General features: G+C 69.6%; 14 protein-coding genes. 2 read left to right on the top strand and 12 right to left on the bottom strand.

Annotation, left to right across the window (positions count from 1 at the left end; genetic code table 11):
* Positions 1-22: 22 nt before the first annotated feature.
* The 8 genes from IEZ21_RS25175 to IEZ21_RS25140 all read right to left on the bottom strand — a co-directional run bounded on the left by IEZ21_RS25175 (position 23) and on the right by IEZ21_RS25140 (position 9,748).
* Complete coding sequence (locus tag IEZ21_RS25175) at positions 23-943, bottom strand: carbohydrate ABC transporter permease (RefSeq protein WP_033325034.1); 921 nt, start codon at positions 941-943, stop codon at positions 23-25.
* Positions 940-2,319 (bottom strand): carbohydrate ABC transporter permease, encoded by a 1,380-nt coding sequence (locus tag IEZ21_RS25170; RefSeq protein ID WP_189324155.1) that lies wholly within the window; start codon positions 2,317-2,319, stop codon positions 940-942. The genes IEZ21_RS25175 and IEZ21_RS25170 overlap by 4 nt, the downstream gene beginning before the upstream one ends.
* Positions 2,320-2,329: 10 nt before the next feature.
* A complete protein-coding gene (locus IEZ21_RS25165) occupies positions 2,330-3,685 on the bottom strand; it encodes an ABC transporter substrate-binding protein (protein WP_189324154.1) in 1,356 nt (451 codons plus the stop codon).
* A gap of 52 nt (positions 3,686-3,737) precedes the next feature.
* Positions 3,738-5,414, bottom strand: a complete 1,677-nt coding sequence (locus IEZ21_RS25160; protein ID WP_189324153.1) for a glycoside hydrolase family 13 protein — start codon at positions 5,412-5,414, stop codon at positions 3,738-3,740.
* A gap of 384 nt (positions 5,415-5,798) precedes the next feature.
* Complete coding sequence (locus IEZ21_RS25155) at positions 5,799-6,770, bottom strand: ROK family protein (RefSeq protein ID WP_189324152.1); 972 nt, start codon at positions 6,768-6,770, stop codon at positions 5,799-5,801.
* Between the two features lie 184 nt (positions 6,771-6,954).
* The gene (locus IEZ21_RS25150; protein WP_189324151.1) at positions 6,955-8,283 is read right to left on the bottom strand and encodes an FAD-dependent oxidoreductase; all 1,329 of its coding nucleotides are present in this window, start codon (positions 8,281-8,283) and stop codon (positions 6,955-6,957) included.
* Entirely contained in the window at positions 8,280-8,972 is a 693-nt protein-coding gene (locus tag IEZ21_RS25145; protein WP_189324150.1) for an SDR family NAD(P)-dependent oxidoreductase, read from the bottom strand. The genes IEZ21_RS25150 and IEZ21_RS25145 overlap by 4 nt, the downstream gene beginning before the upstream one ends.
* The gene (locus tag IEZ21_RS25140; RefSeq protein ID WP_213089347.1) at positions 8,969-9,748 is read right to left on the bottom strand and encodes a sugar isomerase domain-containing protein; all 780 of its coding nucleotides are present in this window, start codon (positions 9,746-9,748) and stop codon (positions 8,969-8,971) included. The genes IEZ21_RS25145 and IEZ21_RS25140 overlap by 4 nt, the downstream gene beginning before the upstream one ends.
* Before the next feature lie 206 nt (positions 9,749-9,954).
* On the opposite strand from IEZ21_RS25140, the gene IEZ21_RS25135 reads away from it, so the two are divergent.
* The gene (locus IEZ21_RS25135; RefSeq protein WP_308429647.1) at positions 9,955-10,749 is read left to right on the top strand and encodes a GntR family transcriptional regulator; all 795 of its coding nucleotides are present in this window, start codon (positions 9,955-9,957) and stop codon (positions 10,747-10,749) included.
* 163 nt (positions 10,750-10,912) lie between these two features.
* Positions 10,913-11,863, top strand: coding sequence for a phosphotriesterase family protein (locus tag IEZ21_RS25130; protein WP_189324148.1), 951 nt, complete (start codon positions 10,913-10,915; stop codon positions 11,861-11,863).
* A 79-nt stretch (positions 11,864-11,942) separates the two neighbouring features.
* Here IEZ21_RS25130 and IEZ21_RS25125 read toward each other — a convergent pair whose 3' ends face one another.
* From IEZ21_RS25125 to IEZ21_RS25110, 4 genes are all read right to left on the bottom strand, one after another.
* Entirely contained in the window at positions 11,943-13,073 is a 1,131-nt protein-coding gene (locus tag IEZ21_RS25125) for an acyl-CoA dehydrogenase family protein (protein WP_189324147.1), read from the bottom strand.
* Positions 13,070-14,287: an acyl-CoA dehydrogenase family protein gene (locus tag IEZ21_RS25120; RefSeq protein WP_189324146.1), complete on the bottom strand. Its 1,218-nt coding sequence runs from the start codon at positions 14,285-14,287 to the stop codon at positions 13,070-13,072. Before IEZ21_RS25120 ends, IEZ21_RS25125 begins: the two co-directional genes overlap by 4 nt.
* A complete protein-coding gene (locus IEZ21_RS25115; protein WP_189324145.1) occupies positions 14,284-15,261 on the bottom strand; it encodes an NADPH:quinone oxidoreductase family protein in 978 nt (325 codons plus the stop codon). Before IEZ21_RS25115 ends, IEZ21_RS25120 begins: the two co-directional genes overlap by 4 nt.
* A gap of 93 nt (positions 15,262-15,354) precedes the next feature.
* The gene (locus tag IEZ21_RS25110) at positions 15,355-15,969 is read right to left on the bottom strand and encodes a helix-turn-helix domain-containing protein (protein WP_051745057.1); all 615 of its coding nucleotides are present in this window, start codon (positions 15,967-15,969) and stop codon (positions 15,355-15,357) included.
* Positions 15,970-16,040: the final 71 nt, after the last annotated feature.

The following is a 16,040-nucleotide window of genomic DNA, read 5'->3' as shown; positions in this document are numbered from 1 at the left end:
CGGAGACGCGAGCAGGAGCGGCTTACTTCAGCGCTCCTGCCATGACACCGCTGACGAACTGCCGCTGGAAGGCGAAGAAGACCACCAGCGGGATGATCATGGAGAGGAAGGCACCGGAGGACAGGACGTCGATATTGGTGCCGAACTGGCGGGTCTGCTGTTGCAGGGCCACGGTGAGCGGAGCCGAATCCGCGTCGGCGAAGATGAGCGCGACGAGCATGTCGTTCCAGACCCACAGGAACTGGAAGATGCCGAGCGAGGCTATCGCCGGCCCGCCGAGCGGAACCACCACCCGGACGAAGAGCCACAACTCGCCCGCCCCGTCGAGACGGGCGGCCTCCAGCAGTTCGCGCGGGATGCCCGCGAAGAAGTTCCGGAGCAGGAAAATGGCGAACGGCAGGCCGAAAGCGACGTGGAAGAGGACGACACCGACGATGCTGCCGAAGATCCCGAGATCCCCGAACAGACTGGTAATGGGCACCAGCGCAACCTGCAGGGGCACCACGAGCAGGCCGACGATGAGCAGGAACACCCAGTCCCGGCCTGGGAATTCGACCCAGGCGAAGACGTACCCGGCGAGTGAGCCGACAACCACCACCAGCAGCGTGGCGGGGACAGTGATCAGCAGACTGTTCAGGAACGAATGCGTGATCGTCGGGTCGTCCAGCAGGCTGGTGTAGTTGTGCAGGGTCAGTTGCGCGGGTTTGGTGAGCACGGTCCACCAGCCGGACGACCCGATGTCCAGTGGCCCGCGCAGCGAGGAGAGCAGCAGGCCGACGGTCGGCAGCAGCCAGAACATGGCCACCACCAGCAGGACCAGACGTGTGGATCCGCCGACGAGCCGACGAGCCGCGCGGGCGGCAGCGCCCGGACCCGGGCGGCCGGAGGCAGTGGGGACGGTGGCGTCGGTCTGGCCGGCCTGGGCGGTCTGAAGGGTTGTCATCGTGACCTCTCCTTTCGGAACCGCTTGATGTTGAGGAACATGGCCGGCGCCACCAGGGCGAGCAGAAGCACGGCGAGCGCGCTGCCGGTGCCCTGGTCGTTGCCGCCGCCGAAGGAGGACAGATAGAGCTGCAGGGCCAGTACGTTGGCGTCCTGTTGGCTGGCGCCGGGCGCGATGACGTACACCAGGTCGAAGATCTTCAGCACATTGATCACCAGCGTGACCAGGACGACGCCCAGCACCGGCGTCAGGAGCGGCACCGTGATGCGGCGGAAGACCTGCCACTCCCTCGCGCCGTCGACACGTGCGGCCTCCAGCAATTCCTGGGGAATCCCGGCCAACCCGGCGGCGATGAGGACCATCGCGAAGCCCGTCCACATCCAGACGTAGGCACCGATGATCGACCAGGTGACCAGGGTCGGGCCGAGCCAGTTGACACCCGCGTACTGCTCGGTGAAGTTCGTGGCGGGCAGGCGCAGTTGAACCGGCGAAGCGCCGACCTGGGTCGCGGGCAGGGCGAAGGTGCCGTCCTTGGCGGCGGTCGCCGTGGCGATGACGTCTCCGTCACGCACAGCCTCGACCCGGACGCCTGACAGTGCCTTCTCTCCCTGGTCGATCTTCCCGGGGGTGCTGCCGCCCGGCTGGAAGTCCAGCCAGACCGTGCCGCACAACGCGCCCTGTGGGCAGGCACTCGGCGAAGCGGCCTGCGTCGCGCCGGTCAGCGTGCTGGGCTGCACACCGACCAGTGGCAGTGTGGCCGGACCACCATCGGCGCTGACGGGCCTGTTCGTGTAAGGGCCGCCGACCGGCCCGGCCAGGGTGCCGCTGCCGGGGCCCGCCACGCGGGGATGGGCCCCGGGATACGCCGATGCCTTGAAGAAGGTGTCGTGGACGCCGGTCGCCACCGCGTTGGCCACGCCCTTGCCGGGGTCCTGGTCGTAGACCAGCCGGAAGATGATGCCGGCGGCCAGCATGGAGATGGCCATCGGCATGAAGACGACCAGCTTGAATGCCGTGCCCCAGCGGATCCGATCGGTGAGCACGGCGAAGATCAGGCCCAGCCCGGTGGCCGCGACGGGTGCGACCACGACCCAGATCGCATTGTTCTTGATGGCGACGAGGGTCTGGTGGTCGGTGAAGACGTCGGTGTAGTTGGAGAGCCCGACGAAGTGCGTGAATCCGTCGGGGCCGAAGAGACTGCGTACCACTGACCACACGATCGGATACACCACGAGTGCGCCGAGCAGGACCAGCGCGGGCAGCAGGAAGAAGACCGCGATCCAGCTACGGCCTCGAAGCGTCCTCCTCCTGCGGCGGGCGGGTGCCCCCGCCGCCGCGGGGGCGGCGGGGGACGGAGGGGAAAGGGTCTGTGACATGGCGGCTGCCTCAGCCAGCCTTGGCGAACGCCTTCGCGGCGTCCGCTTCGAGCTGTTTCTGCGCGCCCGCTACATCGGAAGGCTTGGCGAGGAAGTCCTGCAGGTCCTTCCACTCCCCCTGCCCCTTGGTTCCGCCGAACGCGGCCGGCGCCTGATCGGACATGTCGAACCGGATGTTGTCGCCGGCCTTGATCAGGTTCTTCGCGATGCCCCGTACGGTGTCGTCGCGGTAGTTGGAGAAGGCGACCGCCTTGTTCGGAGACAGGAAACCGCCCTGCTGTACGGCGATTTCCGCCGCCTCCGGGGAAACCAGGAAGCGCATCAGCGCCTGCGCGCCTTCGCCGTCCTTGAGCGCGACCGCGACGTCACCACTGCTCACCACTGGTGCCTTGCCGCCGTCCACGGACGGGAAGGGGAAGACCTTGGCGTCGGTGCCGACCTTGGCCGTGGTCTCCTGGGTGATGTTGGTCGCGATGAACTCGCCCTCGTAGACCAGCGCGGCCTTGGGCGGGTCGGAGAAGACCTGGCCGACCGAGGTGGGGAAGTCGGTCTGCAGCGCGCCGCGTGTGCCTCCGGCGATCAGATCGGGCCTGCCGAAGATCTGGCCCAGCGTGGTCAGCGCCTTGGTCACCGACGGGTCTGTCCACTTGATCTGATGCTTCGTCAACTTGTCGTACATGGCCGGGCCGGCCTGGCTGAGGTAGATGTTCTCGAACCAGTCGGTCACGAGCCAGCCCTCGGCGCCGCCTATGGAGAACGGCGGAGTGCCGGAGTCGGAGAGTGTCTGACCGTCCTTGAGCAGCTGCTCCCAGGTGGTGGGGGTGGTAGTCAGTCCGGCCTGCTCCCAGATCGCCGTGTTGTACCAGAACAAGGACTTGTTGGTGACCTTGAAGAACACGCCGTACTGCTTGCTCTCGTACGTGCTCAGGTCGCGCCAGGCCTTGCTGTAGTTCTGGTCCAGCTCCTTGGCCACGGCGGGCTGGAGCGGCTTGAGCCAGCCCTCCTTGGCGAACTGCTGCAGCACGCCGGGCTGGGGCAGCAGGGCCACGTCCGGCGGAGAGCCGCCCTGGATCTTGCTGCCGACGAAGGTCGACACGTTGTCGCCGGTGGGCACGAAGGTGGTGCTTGCTCCCGTCAACTCGTCGAAGCGGGCCAGTACCTTGAGGAAGTTCTTCTGCTCGGCGCCTGTCCAGACGCCGGCCACCTGCAGCTTCTGCCCGTCGAGCTTGGGCAGGTCCAACGTGGAGGCGCCGCCCGCACCGGTGGTCGCGGGGGCGCTGGAGGCGTCCTTGTCCGAAGAGCCGCACCCGGCGGCCCCGATCATCAGGACGGCGACGGCCGTCAGTACTGCCGCTCTGCCATTCATTGGGTCACTCCTTTGTGAAAGACGGACGGAACGTGTTGCGACGGACAGCGGGTCAGTCGGTGAGGCCGTCGGCCACCCACCAGGCGGCAGTGCTGCCGGGGAGGGTGCCGGGCGGGCAGGGACCGCTCGCGAGCAGCGGTGTGCCGTGGACCGGGGCTGGACAGGGGACGTCACCGAAGTTGACGGCGCACACCAGCCCGTCACCGCGGACGAAGGCCAGGACCTGCGGCGGGGAATCCAGCCAGCGCAGCGTCCCGTTGCCGAGCGACGGCAGGCTCTGGCGCAACCGCAGCGCGTCGCGATACAGATGCCAGAAGGAATCGGGATCGGCCATGCCCCGCTCGGTGGTGTGCTCCGCGAACCACTCGGGCTGCGGCAGCCACGGCTTGGCGACGCCTTCTCCCGAGGTGAACCCGAACGGGGACATGTGCCCCGACCACGGCAGCGGTACGCGGCAGCCGTCCCGGATGCCCACGCGGCTGCCACTGCGATGGAAGATCGGGTCGGTGAGCACCTCGTCCGGCAGGTCGACGACCTCCGGCAGGCCCAGCTCCTCGCCCTGGTAGATGTAGGCGGCGCCGGGCAGGGAGAGCATCAGCAGCGCGGCGGCGCGAGCACGCGCGGAGGCCGCGTACCGGGTGACGGTGCGGACCTGATCGTGGTTGTTGAGCACCCAGGTGATGGTCGACCCGGTGTCGGCTATGTCCCGCAGCGCGTCCTGGATGACCCGGCGGAAGGTGGCGGCGTCCCAGGGGGCCGTCAGCATGTGGAAGAAGAACGCCTGGTGGAGCTCGTCCGGGCGGACATAGGCGGCCTGCTCGGCCGGGGTGCGCACGGACACCTCTCCGACGAGCAGCCGGTCGATGCCGTCCCGTGCGGTGTATTCCTCGCAGATGGCGCGCCAGGTGCGCCAGACACCGTGGGTCTCGGGCTGGTTCCACGCCAGGGGGTTGACCGTGTCCCGGGCGCGCGCGTCGGCTGCCGGGTCCGGGGAGTCCGGCAGTGCGGGATGCTTGAAGAGGCCGGTGGCCACGTCGATGCGGAACCCGTCGACGCCACGGTCCAGCCAGAACCGCAGTACTTGCCCGAAGTAGCCGCCGACTTCGGGGTTACGCCAGTTCAAGTCGGGCTGCTCCGGCCCGAACAGGTGCAGGTACCACTGGCCCGGCGTGCCGTCCGGCTCGGTCACCCGGGTCCATGCGGGTCCGCCGAACATGGAGTGCCAGTTGTTGGGCGGCAGTTCGCCGCCCGCACCCCGGCCCTCGGCGAAGTGGAAGCGGGATCTGCCCGGACCGCCGTCCGGGCCTTCGGCCAGGGCCTGCAGGAACCACGGGTGGCGGCTGGAGCAGTGGTTGGGGACGATGTCGATGAGCACCTTGAACCCGAGTCGATGCGCGTCGTCCACCAGGCCGCCGAATTCGTCCAGGTCTCCGTAGACCGGGTCCACGTCGCAGTAGTCGGCGACGTCGTAGCCGTGGTCGTACTGCGGCGAGGGGTAGAACGGGTTGAGCCATATGCCGTCGACACCGAGTCGCTTGAGGTACGGCAGGCCCGCGCGGACACCGGCGAGGTCGCCGATGCCGTCCCCGGTGCTGTCGAGGAAGCTGCGGACGTACACCTCGTAGATGACGGCGGTGCGCCACCACTGCTGTCGTGCGGTGTGCTCTGGCCGCTCGGAGGGGCGCGGTTCGTTCTGTACCGAGCCGTCGTCGACGAATGCGTCGATCATCGGGAAACCGTCCTGGGCTGGGCGTGATGGAGACCGGCCGCCGAGCAGGGAGAGCGACGGCCGGCCGACTGGGCGCCGGATCCCGCACCGCGGAAGGCGCGTTGGGAGGGGAGGGGAGGCAGATGAGACGCGGATGGGGAGGCCGGTTGGCAGGCGAGACTGACGGCTGACGGCTGACGGCTGACGGGCAAGGATTCGTTCGGATTCGTTCGCCGGGCCAAGCAGGGTCGCCGGGTGTGAGGCCACCGATGAGGACGGAAGCCCATTCGCCGGCGCGATGCCCGCCGGTGAGGCCGGAATGCCGTTCGCCGGCGCGACACCCGCCGATGCGGAGGAAGGGCGGTCCGCCGATCGCGCCGCTCGCCGAAGGGTGCTAAGGGGCCGTCAGATCACGGATAACCGAGGCAGTGCCGAAGCGACGGCGAGGGGCTGCGCCGTGGCGTTCAGCGCCGCTCCCATCGCGCCGGCGTACGGGCCGAGTGCGGCGGTCAGGAACATCACCGGTCCGATCAGTCGCCGACGATCGCGCAGTGCCAGTTCGACGGCCGGTCGCATCACGCCGAAGGCCGGCGCCACGCCACCGCCGACGACGACCGTCGAGAGACCGAGCTGGGTCAGCACGCTGCCCAGGACCGTACCTACTGCCGTGGCGGCCGTATCGAGGATCTCCCGGGCCGTGGTGTCGCCCGACTGGGCGGCCTGGACCAGGTCTTCGGGTGTCGCGGTCCGGTCCTGGTCCGCGGTTCCGCGCGAGGCGAGCACGCGGGACCAGGCGACTGCCAGCGCCCGGCCGCCCGACACCGTCTCCAGGCAGCCGCGGGCTCCGCACGCACAGCGGCTTCCGCCGGGCGCGGCGGTCATGTGCCCGATTTCGCCGATCCTGTCGCCGGGGCCTCGCAGGACGCTGCCGCCCAGGGCGATCGCACCTCCTATCCCGGTGCCCATGGTCATGAACACCACGTCGGTGTGACCGCGCGCGGAGCCCAGAGCGAGTTCCGCCGAGGCGAACGCGCGTGCGTCGTTCATCAGCAGCACGGGCTTCGCGGTATCGCGCTCGAGCGTGTCCGCAAGCGGGTAACCCTGCCAGTCGCCGTCGATGTTCGGAATGGTGGTGGTGAAGCGAAGGTCCGGGCTCAGATGACCGGGCAGCGCTACGCCGATGGCCTCGACGGTGCGTGCCTCGGCGAGTTCGGCGATGGCGGCGGCGACCTGCGCGGGACCGGCGGCCGGTGTGGGCAGCGTGCCCCGAGCGACGACGACCGCGCCGGCACGGTGCACCCACTTGATGTTCGTGCCCCCGATGTCCACCCCAAGGGCGGACCCTTCGGGGCGAGGACCGCCCCTGGTCGCGACCATACGATCTCCTGATGGATCAGTATTGCCTGTATAGACTTAACGGGAAGTTAAGGCGCGCAAATCATCCAGTCAATCAGTTGAGACGTAAAGAATCAGAAATTTTGACTGATTTGAGTCGCCATGATCAGCCTTGAGCGGGTCAGCGGCACACGCACAACCTGTCTAGCCTTTTATACAGAGACGGTCAGTCGGGTCCGATCAGGGCGCCGTCGGCTGCGAGTTGCTCACGCAGTTCGACGATGTTCGCGTCGCGGGGCCGGCATCCGGCGGAGACCGCCAGGGCCGCCGCGGTCCCGGCGGCCTGCCCCATCGCCATGCACTGTCCGATGGAGCGGACGGAGGCGTGGGCGTCGTGGGTGGCCGACAGGCACCGGCCCGCGACGAGCAGACCGTCAACGCCACGGGGAAGCAGGCATCGGTAGGGCACACCGTAAGTGCGGCCGGTGGGCGTCTGGTCACCGGAGCCGACGTACTGCCAGATCGTCCGCTGCCCGGCGGCATGGTCCTCGATCGGAGCACCACAGCGCGCGATGGCGTCCTCGAACTGCCGCGCACTCAGAACGTCTTCCTTGCCCAGGACGTACTCGCCGATCAGACGGCGGCTCTCCCGCACGCCGATCCGCGGCGCGGACGCGACGAGGAAAGCCCGTTCGTACCCCGGCACCTGCTCGACGAGGAACCGGGTGTACTCGACGACCTGGCGACGCCCCTCCTGTTCGGCTCCGGAGAGCTGCCACGGGTCGGTAGGGTCGATGCCGCTGACGCGGGTCACGTTCGTGTGGACGACCCCGGGTTCGGTGGTCCGGTGGACGGAACCTTCGCGCCGGGGCAGCTCGTACGCTCCCGAGTCCGCGTGCAGAGCCATCAGGCGGTGCAGCTCCGCCGTCCCGGTCGCCTCGGCGTCGACACCGGCGAGCCGGAAGGTCTGGGTGAGCGGTTGCACGACGCGGTCCTCGGCGGGTCGCTCCAGCGCAGCCCCCGCGCGCCAGGCGATGTCGGCATCACCGCTGGCGTCGACGACGATCCCAGCCCGTACGTATCCGGGGCCGGCGACCGTCTCGACGACCACCCCGAGAACGTCCTGACCCTCCATCACCACCCGTGACGCACGCGCGTGGAACAGGACCCGCACCCCGGCCCTGCCGGCGAGTTCGTCCCAGACCAGCTTGAGCGTCTCGGGGTCGTAGGTGATGCCGGCGCCCGCGCCGTAGGTGTTGGGGCGTTCGAAGGCCGCCTTGCGATCGGTGAGCTCCTGGCACACCTCCCAGCCGACGCCGCCGACGACGCGCTCCCCCGTGCCGGGCGCGTAGAAGCCGTAGAAGGTGTCCAGGACGCTCGCCCCAGTCCCGCCCAGGTGAGCAGCGCCCTCCACGAGCAGGGTGGAGGCGCCCCGTCGGGCGGCCGCGACGGCTGCCGCGGAGCCCGCCGAGCCTCCGCCGACGACCACCACATCACCGTCCCACAGCAGCGGATGGCGCTCGGCCTCCGCCTGGTTGACGCGTGTGCCGTTCACCTCAAGTGCCACCCTCCGTCTACGGGGACGACCGCGCCAGTCGTGCGGCAGGAAGAGTCCGACAGCAGCCACATGACGGTGTCCGCGATCTCTTCGGGGCTGCAGGCCCGCGCCCCGAGCGGCATCAGCCGCGGCAATCGGTCCTGGATCGCGGGATCGGTCATGGCACGGGCGGCCATCGGGGTATCCACCAGGCCCGCCGCGACGACGTTGACGCGCACCCCCTTGGGGGCGCCGGTGAACGCGGCCGAGCGCACCAGGGGAACCAGGGCCCCCTTCGCGCTGGCGTAGGCCGCGGTGATGAAGTCCTCATCGAGCGTGCTCGCCAGGGCGGAGCCGATCACGACGATCGACCCGCCCGAGCCGGACAGCCGCCGCATGCCGGCCCGCAACAGGTAGAACACCGAGTCGAGATCGACCCGGTGCACTTCACGCCATGCCTCGTCGCCGCATTCGTCCACCGGCCCGTCGCCGAGCCGCCGGCCGGACATGCCCACCGCGTGCACGATGCCGTCCAGACCGTCCAGGGCCTCGGCAGCTCGCGCCACGGCCGCATCGGCACCCGCGGACACGGTGATGTCGTACGTATCGCGGTCGGCCTCGAAGACTTCGGCACCGGCGGCCCGCGCCGCGTTGACGCACGCGGCGCCGATCCCGCCCCGGGCACCGGCCACCAGCAGCCGTTTCACGGTGCACCGTCCGCGGTGCGCAGAGCGGCGGCGGAGCGGCGGGCGAACTCGAGATAGGCGCCCTCGAACAGCTCGTTGCTGCGGTCCGCGCCGACCAGGCGGGAGCTGGTGATGACCGGCGGCATGGCGCCCCGCTCGGCGAGCAGTTCGGCGACCCGGACCTTGATCTCGTTGACCACGGCGATCGCGGTGAAGGTACTCACCGGGCCGACGGGAACGTCCAGGCCGCTGACGTGGCAGATGGCGTCGCCGACCGGCGATCCCAGGTCGATCACCACATCGGCGTGGTCGGCGAGCCGGGAGCCGCTCGGATGTCGCGGTTCGGCGGCGTTCGTCTCCTGCAGCGATGTGGCCGCGATGACCGGCAGCCCTGCCTTTTTCGCGCCCATCGCCATCTCGATGGGGACGGCGTTGAGCCCGCTGACACTGAAGATGAACATGCTGTCCGAAGGACGCAGCCGGAAGTTGGCCAGGATCTGGTCGGCCAGTCCCTCGACGCGCTCGATGAACATCGCCTGCCGCTGTCCGTTGGCCCCCACCACCTGGGTGTGGAACGTCATCGAGAGTTCCACGAGCGGCTGGAAGCCGGGATAGGAGCCGTAGCGGGGAAATATCTCCTCCACCGGCATGCGCGAATGACCGGTGCCGAATGTGTAGACGACGCCGTCGTCGGCGATCGACCTGGCGGCGATCTGAGCCGCGGCCTCGACGGCGCCGGCCTGGGACTCGGCAATCTGCTCGACGATCCCGACTGCGGTACGGATCCACGATGACACGTGCAGATACCTCTCGGTACGAGGGCGGAGACAGACGGAGACGGGGCGCTCCTGTGGAACGGCCTCCGGCGACTCGATAAGTCTAGACAGGTAATACGCCTCTGGACGCTAGAGCGGCGACCAGTGGAACGTCAAGCATCTGTACCGGTTGATCACTGGTTACAACCGAGCGGCACTGGTGTGGACGCGCGCCAAGGTGACGGCCTATGCTGCGAGGGCATACCGGTATAGACAGCAACGGTGCCTATCGCTATAGACAGCGGAGGCCAACCGATACAGACAAAGGGAGGAAAACCGTGGCTCGGCGGCCCATGCCGCGACATGAAGCAGTGGAACGGCACATCCGTGGCCGGATCGCAGGGCTGAAGCCCGGGGATCAGATCGAGTCCGACGCGGAATTGTGCGACTTGTTCCAAGTCAGCCGGATGACCGTCCGGCAGGCGACCCAGCGTCTGGTCGCCGAGGGTGCGATCTACCGGATCTCCGGGGTCGGCACATTCGTGGGGGAACCGCAGGTCCACCGCCAGATGGGCAAACTGCGCTCCTTCACCGAGGAGATGGCCCTGCGCGGCATGACCGTGTCATCGACCGTCCTGGCCAGTGAACTGCGCGTGGGCAGCCAGGAGGAGACGACCGCGCTCAGGCTCGCTCCTCGGTCCAACGTCGTTCATGTACGGCGGCTGCGGCTGGCCGACGAGCAGCCGATGGCGATCGAGAACGTCGTGCTGCCACCGTCCTGTGCCTGGCTGTTGCGCGAGGACCTGGCCCATGGCTCGCTGCACCAGGCCCTCACCGAGCAGGGATTCACTCCCTCCCGGGCAACCGGAACGCAGATAGCGGCCATCGCCACCGAGGACGACGCCGCCCTTCTGGAACTGCCCGTCGGGGCGGCCATCTTCGTCGAGCGCCGACTGATCACGACCGGCGACGGCACACCCGTCGAACTCACCGAATCCCGCTATGCGGGTTCCCGTTTCGTGTTCCACATCGAACTGGCCTAGGAGCTTCCGAACCGGCCTGGCCGGTCGGTCCCGGCCACCGGTCATGACCGCCGGTACCAGTACCACGGCTCCAACTGTCGGTCGTCGCGCCCGGCTCCCCCGGCCCGAGCCGAGGTGGGTCCCCGACACCGGTCGGAGGGTCGGCATCGTGAAGGAGAACAGCATGCCTGTCGTCGAGACAGTCCTGGGCCCTGTCGCCACTGACGAACTCGGCGCGGTGGATGCCCACGAGCACGTCTTCCTGCGTACCCCTGTCAACCCGGGTGACGAGTTCCTCGACACCGGCAAGGCGGCGGCCGAACTCCTGCGGGTGGCGGCGAGCGACATCCGTACCGTCGTCGACCTGACCCCGGTCGGTCTCGGACGCCGTCCCGTCCAGCTCGCCGAGGTCTCCCGCACAAGCACCGTCCATGTCGTGGCCGCGACCGGCTTCCATCGCAGCGCGCACTACCCGGCCGCTCACTGGGCCCGCCACGCCGACGACGCCACGCTTCTCGACGTCCTCCTGGACGACCTGCGGATCGGCATGGACAGCCACGACTGGGACTTCCCGCGCCCCGTCCCCAGCCCTCACAAGGCCGGCGTCATCAAGCTCGGGGCTTCGTACCACCGGATCGACCGCCACGAGGAACGCTGGTTCGCCGCGGGAGCGACGGCGGCCCGGCAGACAGGCGTGGCCGTGGCGGTCCACACCGAGGTCGGGACCGCCGCACACGCCGCCCTGGACCTCCTGGACAAGCACGGCCTGCCGGCCGGGCGGGTTCTGCTCGCCCACACCGACCGCAACCCCGATCCGGAACTCCACCTCGACCTGATCGCCCGCGGCGCCCACCTCGTCTACGACACGATCGGACGGATCAAGTACCGGCCGGACTCCGTGGTCCTCGACCTGATCGAGCGCATGGCCGAGGCCGGCAAACTGGGTCACGTCTGCCTGGGGACCGACGTCGGACGCAAGTCCTCGCTCACCGCGTACGGCGGCGGGCCGGGAATGGACGTACTCGGCCGGGAGTTCGTCCCGCGGCTGCGCCGGCGCCTGGGCGACGAGGCGGTCGAGACCGTTTTGCGGTACGCCCCCCAGGCACTCCTGGGCAAAGAGACCCCTGCCGTGTGAGGGCAGCGCCGAGCCGCGGCCGCGCCGCCGGCCCCGCCCCAGGTGGGGCGGGCTTCTCACGGGTGTGAGCGGGTGTACGTCAGGGTGCTGGGAGGTCGACCAGTTCGGCCAGCGCCTCCCGGTGGCGGCCCGCCGTTCCGTACGCGATCGAGTCGGCCTTGGCCCGCTTCAGGTAGAGGTGCACGGGGTGCTCCCACGTCATGCCGATGCCGGCGTGCAACTGCACTGCCTCCTCGGCGGCATGGACCGCGACGGGTGCCGCGTACGCCTGGGCGAGCGCGACCGCCACATCCGCGTCCGTGCTCTCGGTGGCCAGCGCGTCGGCGGCGCCTCGGGCCGCGGCACGCGTGTTGACGACCTCCAGCCACAGCTGGGCGAGCCGGTGCTTGAGGGCCTGGAAGCCGCCGACGGGCCGGTTGAACTGCTTGCGCTCCTTCAGGTAGCGGACCGTCTCGGTCAAGCACCAGTCGGCGAGGCCGAGTTGCTCGGAGACGAGCAGTCCGGCTCCGGCCCGCAGGCCGCGGCGTACGGCGGGTTCGGCATCCCCCAGCAGGCGTCCGGCCGCACCCTCCAGCACCACCGTCGCCACCGGCCGGGTCAGGTCCAGGGACACCTGCGGGCTGACGGTCACGGCGTCGGCCTCCACCGCGTACAGGCCACCGTCGTCCGCGGGCACCAGCAGCACGTCGGCGACGGCCGCGTCCGCGATGCCGGTCAACTCCCCGTACAGGGCACCGTTCTCATGCCGTACGAGCTGGTAGGCGGCGCCAGGAGCGACGTTCAACGCGACGGCGAGGGCGCCGATCCGCCGCCCGGACGCCAGCTCGCCGAGGAGATCGTCGGCCATGGGGGTCCCCCCGCTCGAGCGAAGCCGAGAGTGGGGGAACGCGAGGAGGGCCTCGGTGGCGACGACGGCGCTCGTCAGATAGGGCACGGGAGCGACCGCACGGCCCAACTCCTCCAGCACCACGGCGACTTCGCGGTGCGTGGCGCCCTGGCCGCCCGACGACTCGGGGACGAGGAGCCCCGCAAGACCCATGCCGTCGGCGAGGGCCTTCCACAGCTCGGGGTCGTACGGCGTATCGGACTCCACGCGGGCGATGACGTCCGCCGCGTCGCAGTGGTCGGTGAGAAGGTCGCGTACGGCCGCGCGCAGTGCCTCTTCCTCCTCCGAGTACAGCAGGTCGGGCTGTGGGCGCTGCGCTGTCATCGGGCGAGGTCCTTCCAGGCGACGTCCTTGTCGGTGCGCGGCTCGGCGGGCAGGCCGAGGACGCGCTCGGCGACGATGTTCAGCAGGACCTCGTTGGTCCCGCCCTCGATGCTGTTGCCCTTGGAGCGGAGGTAGCGGTAGCCGGCGTCGCGCCCGGTGAAGTCGACGAGTTCGGGGCGTCGCATCGTCCAGTCCTCGTACAACAGGCCTTCCTCGCCGAGGAGTTCGACCTCAAGGCCGCTGATCTCCTGGTTGAGGCGGGCGAACGCGAGCTTCAGCCCCGAGCCCTCGGGGCCGGGCTGGCCCGCGACGAGCTGCTGACGCAGCCGTTCGCCGGTGAGGCGGGCGACCTCGGCCTCGACCCACAGGGTGAGGAGCCGCTGGTGGAGGTCGTGGGTGCGCAGTTCGGGGCGTTCGCGCCAGGTCTTCGAGACCGGGCCGATCATGCCGCCCTCGCGCGGAATACGCATACCGCCGATGGACACGCGCTCGTTCATCAGCGTCGTCTGCGCGACCCGCCAGCCGTCGCCGACCTCCCCGAGACGGTGGGAGTCGGGAATGCGGACGTCGGTGAGGAACACCTCGTTGAACTCGGCCTCGCCGGTGATCTGGCGCAGTGGTCGCACCTCGACGCCGGGGTCGGTCATGTCGCAGATGAAGTACGTGATGCCGCGGTGCTTGGGCACGTCCGGGTCGGTACGGGCGATGAGGATGGCCCAGCGGGCGACATGGGCGCTGGACGTCCACACCTTCTGTCCATTGACGACCCAGTCTCCCCCACTCTCGGCTTCGCTCGAGCGGGAGGGACCCCCATCGTCACGCACCGCACGGGTGCCCAGTGCGGCCAGGTCGGAGCCGGCGCCCGGCTCGCTGAACAGCTGGCACCAGACCTCCTCACCCACCCAAAGAGGCCTGAGGAAGCGGCGCTTCTGCTCCTCCGTACCGAAGCCGAGGATCGTCGGCGCCGCCATGCCGAGGCCGATGCCGATGCGCCGCGGGTCGTTGTCGGGGGCGCCCGCGGCCTCCAACTCAGCGTCCACGACGGCCTGGAGAGAGCGCGGCGCGCCGAGTCCACCGAGGCCCTCCGGGTAGTGCACCCAGGCGAGTCCGGCGTCGAAGCGGGCCTTGAGGAAGTCGAGGCGGTCGGTGGTGGCGGGAGGGTGGGCAGCCAGCAACTCCTGCGTACGACCCCGCAGTTCGGCGGCGTCGGTCATGCCGCTCCTCCTTCGGTGAGACCAGGGATGACAGCGACGCGCCCGGTGGTGACGCCGTCGGCGACACGCTGCACGGCGGCAGCCGCACCGCCCAGCGGTACGCGCTCGCTGACCAGCGGCTTGATCGCGCCGCGGGCTGCCAGTTCGGTGAGCTGCTCGTGACAGCGCAGGACCAGCTTCGGGTTCTTGGTGTTGTAGAGGCCCCAGTGCAGGCCCATGATCGAGTAGTTCTTCACCAGAGCGTGGTTCAGGGCCGGACTGGGAATCGACCCGCTCGCGAAGCCCACGACCACGATCCGCCCCTCGAAGGCGACGACCTTGGCGGACTGCGCGTACGCCGCACCGCCGACCGGGTCGTAGATCACGTCCGCACCCCGGCCGCCGGTCGCCTCCTTCACGGCGCCGATGACGTCCTCGGCACGCCGGTCGATGACGACGTCGCACCCCAACTCCCGTGCCACGTCCGCCTTGTCGGACCCGCCCACGACCCCGATGACCGTGGCGCCCGCGGCCTTGCCGAGCTGTACGGCCGCGCTGCCGACCCCTCCTGCGGCAGCGTGGACGAGCAGCGTCTCGCCGGCCTCAAGACCTGCCCGGCGGTGCAGACCGAACCATCCCGTCTGGTAGCCGATGTGCAGAGCCGCGGCCTCGGCGTCGTCGAGCGCCTCGGGAGCGGGCAGTACGGCCGCGGCATCCGCGATCGCGTACTCGGCGAAGCCGCCGTACGGCAGCGCGGGGTTGGCGATGACCCTCCGTCCGTCCTCGGTCTCACCGCAGATCTCCACGCCGGGCGTGAACGGCAGCGGCGGCCTGATCTGGTACTGCCCACGGCACAGCAGGGCGTCCGGGAAGTTGATGTTCGCGGCGCGCACCTTGAGCAGGACCTGGCCCTCGCCGGGCACCGGCCGCTCCACGTCCTCGAGCCGCATCATCTCGCTCGGCTCGCCGTTCTGGTGCACTTGCCATGCCTGCATGCGGGGCCTCCACGGGACACGAGACTGCGTCGTCTGACCGGGGTCGATTGCATACTAAGCAGTCGCTTGCCGATCAGGCTACCGCCACGCACATCACGACCGCTTGGGCCGTGCCCGTACGTGCATCCGCTCCCCCTGCGGCCCGAACAGGCTGAGGAACTCCGCCGGCCCCTCCCCCGTCGACCCGAACCAGTGCGGCACGCGTGTGTCGAACTCGGCGGCCTCCCCAGCCGTGAGCACCACGTCGTGCTCGCCCAGCACGAACCGCAGCCGCCCCGAGAGGACGTAGAGCCATTCATACCCCTCGTGGACACGGGGTTCTGGCTCCTCCTGCCCCTGCGGTACGAGCACCTTGAACGCCTGGAGTCCGCCTGGCTGGCGGGTGAGCGGCCAGTAGGTGCGCCCGTGCCGCTCGATCGGCTGGGACCGGACCCGCGGATCCCGCACCGGCGGAGCCCCCACCAGCTCGTCCAGAGCCACCTCGTGGGCCCGGGCGATCGGCAGCAGCAGTTCCAGACTGGGCTTGCGCAGGCCGGACTCCAGCCGGGAGAGGGTGCTCACGGAGATACCGGTGGCCTCGGACAGACCCGCCAGGGTCGCGCCCCGCTCCTTCCTGATCCGTCGCAGCCGGGGACCGACTCCCGCCAGAACCTCGTCGGTGTCCCGCTCGTTCAGGTCCGTCCCGTGCTCACTCTCACGCTCGCTCATGCGTCTATTGCAGTTTCGGCAAAGATGTTTGTCAATACGGCAGCGGTCGGGCGACCTTGTGTGTGGAGGTG

Source organism: Streptomyces flaveus, assembly GCF_014647675.1.
In the GTDB taxonomy this organism is placed as follows: Bacteria; Actinomycetota; Actinomycetes; order Streptomycetales; family Streptomycetaceae; genus Streptomyces; species Streptomyces flaveus.
The sequence above is the reverse complement of the archived record's forward strand: the minus strand, read 5'-3'. Positions and strand labels throughout refer to the sequence as shown.

Coding starts and splice junctions, on each gene's coding strand:
- IEZ21_RS25175 (WP_033325034.1), bottom strand. CDS start 943: ATGACAACCCTTCAGACCGCCCAGGCCGGCCAGACCGACGCCACCGTC.
- IEZ21_RS25170 (WP_189324155.1), bottom strand. CDS start 2,319: ATGTCACAGACCCTTTCCCCTCCGTCCCCCGCCGCCCCCGCGGCGGCG.
- IEZ21_RS25165 (WP_189324154.1), bottom strand. CDS start 3,685: ATGAATGGCAGAGCGGCAGTACTGACGGCCGTCGCCGTCCTGATGATC.
- IEZ21_RS25160 (WP_189324153.1), bottom strand. CDS start 5,414: ATGATCGACGCATTCGTCGACGACGGCTCGGTACAGAACGAACCGCGC.
- IEZ21_RS25155 (WP_189324152.1), bottom strand. CDS start 6,770: ATGGTCGCGACCAGGGGCGGTCCTCGCCCCGAAGGGTCCGCCCTTGGG.
- IEZ21_RS25135 (WP_308429647.1), top strand. CDS start 9,955: ATGCTGCGAGGGCATACCGGTATAGACAGCAACGGTGCCTATCGCTAT.
- IEZ21_RS25130 (WP_189324148.1), top strand. CDS start 10,913: ATGCCTGTCGTCGAGACAGTCCTGGGCCCTGTCGCCACTGACGAACTC.
- IEZ21_RS25125 (WP_189324147.1), bottom strand. CDS start 13,073: ATGACAGCGCAGCGCCCACAGCCCGACCTGCTGTACTCGGAGGAGGAA.
- IEZ21_RS25120 (WP_189324146.1), bottom strand. CDS start 14,287: ATGACCGACGCCGCCGAACTGCGGGGTCGTACGCAGGAGTTGCTGGCT.
- IEZ21_RS25115 (WP_189324145.1), bottom strand. CDS start 15,261: ATGCAGGCATGGCAAGTGCACCAGAACGGCGAGCCGAGCGAGATGATG.
- IEZ21_RS25110 (WP_051745057.1), bottom strand. CDS start 15,969: ATGAGCGAGCGTGAGAGTGAGCACGGGACGGACCTGAACGAGCGGGAC.